The following is a 4,633-nucleotide window of genomic DNA, read 5'->3' on the forward strand; positions in this document are numbered from 1 at the left end:
GATGCCCAGGTCCAGTGAGAACTCCCGAATAAGATCGTTACAGAAAGAATGGAATGTTGAGACCGTAATACCAGTTCCAACTCCAATGTGCTTTTCTATTCGGTCCTGCATCTCTCCGGCGGCTTTTTCGGAAAACGTAAGAGCAAGGATCCTGTCCGGAGATATCCCGTCCTTGATGAGTTTCAGTACTTTCTGCGTTATTGTCAATGTCTTTCCGGACCCAGGGCCTGCAAGGATGAACAGGGGACCGGAAGTATAAGATACTGCTTTTGATTGACCGGCATTGAGTTTAGTCATCAATACTTCTCCTTTAGAAACTCACTCAGCTATAGAAACCTCAAAATTGCCGTTTATTAGTTAGCCAGTTCATAATAAAGAGTAATAATTCCTTTATTTTTAGGTAGTTTTTCCAGTTTGTTACACATCCTGATCACAATAATATGTATCAGTTTCAGAATATAATAATCTTGCTCTTTTCTATTAGAGTTTAAACGTAGTTTTGTTATCTTTTACTATCGGAACAGATGGAAACAGATGCTGTTCCCGGGTCACTGTAATTTTATGGTCCACAGAGGTTGTATACACAGTGACCCGGTAGCATCGAACTCTTTTAGTTTAGAGTTGATACTTTTGTCCACCACCGACACCCATCACAGTTAGACATAAACTGCCTAATTGTGAATGTTTACTATATACAATACATGACCAATATATAACTTTTGATGCAATGAACTAATTACAATAGATTAAATATGCGTTATCACTTGAATGGTCCATACAAATATATAGCATATAGAATATTATTTCCCTAATGACAGATTTCACTCTTATTACCACATTATACACTCTTGAACCCGTACTGATCTGTGTTACAAGGCTCTCTCCCTCCAAGATCATCATATTGACAGAAGAGGACACAGCCGAAAAAAAAGTGCATGCTGAACAGTTGCTGGAAGCTACGTTTGGCAAGGTCATAGAGATCAGGAAGGCGATAACTTCTCTTTACGATCCTGTGAAAGTGGCCCGGGACGTGGCAACACTGATCGAGACAGAACATGCTCAGGGAAGAAAAATACTGATCAACGTATCAGGAGGCCGTAAACCGCAGGCTTTCGGGGCCCTGTTCGGTGCCTATGCACGCAGTGATATGGTATCACGGATAGTGTATGTGACAGAAGAAGATAACTTCATCATTGATTTCCCTGTACTGAGCTTCAATATCTCACCAACGAAGAAACTTATCCTGGAGCTTATAATGAACGGCACAGCTGCAGTAGAGGCTATTGCTGTCAAAGCAGGCATCTCCAAGGGCATGGCCTATAATCACCTAAGGGAGCTAAGATCCATGGGATATATCACAGATGAGGAGGGCTACAAAATAACAGATTCTGGAAGGCTTGCAGTGATATAAGTCTTCTCAGGATACGATCTATTTTTTGGATAATGCTGTTTGCGGTGTCCCATATGGGTCTTGCGTTTCAAAGACGCACAAAGCCACTTATAAAAAGAAGGGTTAGGCCCACAAGGGCCCAGAACAGCAAATTCACGCTTCAATGACCTTAATGCTGAAGGTAAGGGCCTGTCCGGCAAGAGGATGATTCACGTCTATGGTGATCGTTTCATCGGTCACCTCAGTTATCATTGCAGGCATTTCCTGGCCATCAGCATTGCCTAGCATGATTATCATGCCGATCTCTATCTCCGTGTCACACTGGAGAGCTGACCTTGGGAATGACTGTGTGAGGTTAGGGTCGTGTTCACCATAGGCTTCACTGGCTTCTATCCTGAAGGTTTTCTCCTCTCCCACTTCCATATCTCTTACGGCATCTTCGAAACCCCGTATGACCTGCTGTGCCCCCACAGTGAATTCAAGAGGCTCACCATAGTCTTCAGAACTATCAAAAACAGTACCGTCATCCAGTGTGCCGGTATAACCTATCTTTATGGTATCTCCATCTTTTATTGCCAAAAATATCAACTCTGTGCATGCAAAAAAGTAAATGCCCTTTTTTGTGTAAAGGAGGGATCTACATTACTTAGGTTTTTTGGTAATTTTGGTCTCTATACATTTGTTATTGCAAATCATTTACAACGCAAAGTCACAAGGACGCAAAGCTTGTTATTATTTCTTTGCGCCTTAGCGTCTTGGCGCCCTTGCGTTGATAAAAAAATTGCCCAAGTCAATTAAAAAGGACGTGTATCAAAATCCTCTGAAGCATCAAATAGCTGCCCCCATAGTGATTTTTTAGAGACCTTTCAATATCTTCCCGTATTTTTCCAGACTCTGCTGTCCTTTTTCCTGTGACTGGCTGTTCACAGAGAACATTATGTACGAAGGTAATGTTTCAAGACCAACGTACTCAAAGATACAATGAGTGATGTATTTTAAGAGTGTATGGATGTCCCCGTGGGCCCCGCTTTCCGAATACGTGTTCTCATCAGCTCCGGTGGTAATGGTCATCATGACCTTCTTTCCCTTTAACAGACCTTTTTCATAAAAACCCTGTGTGATGGGGTCAAATGCAAAGCCTGCTGCAAAGACCCTGTCCAGCCAGCCTTTCATGATTGCAGGCATACCAGTGAAGTAGATAGGGAACTGGAATATGAGCAGATCAGCCCATTTTACCTTATCCATCTCTTCCATTATGTCCGGCACAAAAGTACCCGTCTTAGTAGCATTGATCTGCTCAGGAAAAAGAGCCAGTTTATCCGGCTTTTTCCTTTGCAGGAAGTCACCAGCATCAAGCACAGGCTTGAAGTGCATGGCATAGAGATCGCTGACCTTCACCTTATGGCCGGCCTTTTCAAGTGTGTCCACAGCAACAGCCTTCAGAGCGGCGTTAAAAGATGCAGGTTCCTGGTGTGCATAGATATAGAGTACGTTCATATTGATCCCCATATCCTTTATGGGGTCGTACTATATGAGAATGGTCCTACGTCAAAGCTCAAATTGTAAAAGTGCCTGCATATCAGGAAGCAGACATATAAAAATAAAAAAATGCCACTCTGTCCAAGAGGGCATTTTCACTCTACGTATCTTATATCAGGCTTTGTTCTTGGATACATGCACTTCGTGCTGGGAGTAGAACCACAGCGGAATGTACAGACCCAGTACAATGAAACCTACAATTGTAGAGGTCCAGCCGATCTCAAGGCTGTTGAGATAGACTATACCAATAAGACACAGAGGCAGGTTGAAAAGACCAAAGAGCAGTGCAACGTTCTTCCAGCCGGATGGCGCCTTGAAAGGTCTGTCCAGAGCAGCAAGTCTTGGATCAGCCTTGGCCTTGACGTATGCGAACAGGCTGATACCGTTAGCACATACATATCCTATTGCAGATGCCGCCAGAATGGCAGTAGGTGTGCCGAAAGATATGAGCGCCAGGTTGAACAGAGCTATCACCATCATAGCGAAGACAGGAGTACCATTAGCATTGATCTTACCAAATATACGTGGCAGGTTGCCTTCAGTTGCCATGGAGTGCATAGCCCTGGCAGATCCCAGGAAAGCTGTCTGGATGATCAGTACCATTGCTGCCACAAGCATGATAATGGCTATGTATGTACCAACAGTGCCCAATGCGGCCTGAGCCAGCGGCAACATGGGAGAAACAGGTTGTGCAAGCACTCCTTCTACACCCAGGGTCCCTGTAACCGCTGCCTGGACAAGTATATAGGTGAACAGACAGACTGCACCACAACTGAACAATGCCTTGGGAACGTCAGAACCTGGTTTCTTATATTCAGGGCCATATATGGCCGCTGTTTCCCAGGCACATGCGCTCCACTGTGCCATTGCAAAAATACCCAGCAGGATAAGGATATGATGTAAATCCCAGGCCCAGTCAGCCGGGAACCATGAGCCAGTAATGTTGGACAGTATAAAATCACCAGTTGCAAAGGGAGACAATGTGATGATCGCCAGCGGTGCAAGGGACAGGAAAGCAAGTATATATCCCATGGTCGCACCACTTGAAAGACCTCTGGAATTGATTATCAGCAGGCCTGCAAATATCACAATACCGGAAGCAAGGGACAGACTATATGCTGAATACCCGGAAAGTGCCGGGATCAGACCCTGAAGATAACTTCCCACAAGGATAGCGAAAATAGCGAGCACAGGATTCCATGCGAACCAGTAGCTCCATGCACTGAAGCCCCCTATGAGATTACCTTTGTCGTATTTTGATTTGCCATCGCCTTTGAACACATTCTGGGCAAATCCGGGGAGTCCGGAAGCATTAGGGAAAGTTGTGGCAAGTTCTCCGTAGGCAAGGTTCTGCATAAAACCCTGAAACACGGAAAGACCCCACACGATAATTGCAAATGAGTATAGATAACTTGCAAAATAACCTATAGATGGTAATATAAGGAGAGGTACACCAATGGCAATAGCAAGACCCTGCTTCCAGTCAATGGTCCGTTCCAGACTACCGCCTTCACATACGACCTTGGAACATTGCGCTGCTTGCTGCCAGTCAACTCCTTCTTCTTTAGAAGCCATAATTATCACTCCTTTATTTTAAATACTTAACTTAGCTGATCCTATCCAACTATATGAGAGAAGTAAGGCCGGTGTCTTGCACCGCAATTTCCCGGCCTTTGCGACCTGAACGAAGTTACTTCAGCTTCC

Annotated in this window: 5 protein-coding genes; 1 reads left to right on the plus strand and 4 read right to left on the minus strand. The window is 44.4% G+C overall.

The window, feature by feature from the left end:
• Window positions 1-297 (minus strand): UvrD-helicase domain-containing protein (locus A4E24_RS10400; protein ID WP_292353299.1); only part of this gene is annotated, 297 nt, incomplete at its 3' end.
• 514 nt (window positions 298-811) lie between these two features.
• Between A4E24_RS10400 and csa3 the strand changes: the two genes are divergently transcribed.
• Window positions 812-1,411: a CRISPR-associated CARF protein Csa3 gene (csa3, locus tag A4E24_RS10405; protein ID WP_292353301.1), complete on the plus strand. Its 600-nt coding sequence runs from the start codon at window positions 812-814 to the stop codon at window positions 1,409-1,411.
• Between the two features lie 132 nt (window positions 1,412-1,543).
• On the opposite strand, the gene A4E24_RS10410 is transcribed toward csa3, so the two are convergent.
• From A4E24_RS10410 to A4E24_RS10420, 3 genes are all read right to left on the minus strand, one after another.
• Complete coding sequence (locus A4E24_RS10410; RefSeq protein ID WP_292353302.1) at window positions 1,544-1,969, minus strand: peptidylprolyl isomerase; 426 nt, start codon at window positions 1,967-1,969, stop codon at window positions 1,544-1,546.
• A 276-nt stretch (window positions 1,970-2,245) separates the two neighbouring features.
• The gene (locus tag A4E24_RS10415; protein ID WP_292353304.1) at window positions 2,246-2,887 is read right to left on the minus strand and encodes an NAD(P)H-dependent oxidoreductase; all 642 of its coding nucleotides are present in this window, start codon (window positions 2,885-2,887) and stop codon (window positions 2,246-2,248) included.
• 156 nt (window positions 2,888-3,043) lie between these two features.
• Entirely contained in the window at window positions 3,044-4,504 is a 1,461-nt protein-coding gene (locus tag A4E24_RS10420; RefSeq protein WP_292353305.1) for an APC family permease, read from the minus strand.
• Window positions 4,505-4,633: the final 129 nt, after the last annotated feature.

It is taken from the genome of Methanomethylovorans sp. PtaU1.Bin093 (assembly GCF_002067275.1).
GTDB lineage: Archaea > Halobacteriota > Methanosarcinia > Methanosarcinales > Methanosarcinaceae > Methanomethylovorans.

What these genes read in the sequence shown, in the direction of transcription:
- A4E24_RS10415 (WP_292353304.1), bottom strand. Translation starts at nt 2,887, where the DNA reads ATGAACGTACTCTATATCTATGCACACCAGGAACCTGCATCTTTTAAC.
- A4E24_RS10420 (WP_292353305.1), bottom strand. Translation starts at nt 4,504, where the DNA reads ATGGCTTCTAAAGAAGAAGGAGTTGACTGGCAGCAAGCAGCGCAATGT.
- csa3 (WP_292353301.1), top strand. Translation starts at nt 812, where the DNA reads ATGACAGATTTCACTCTTATTACCACATTATACACTCTTGAACCCGTA.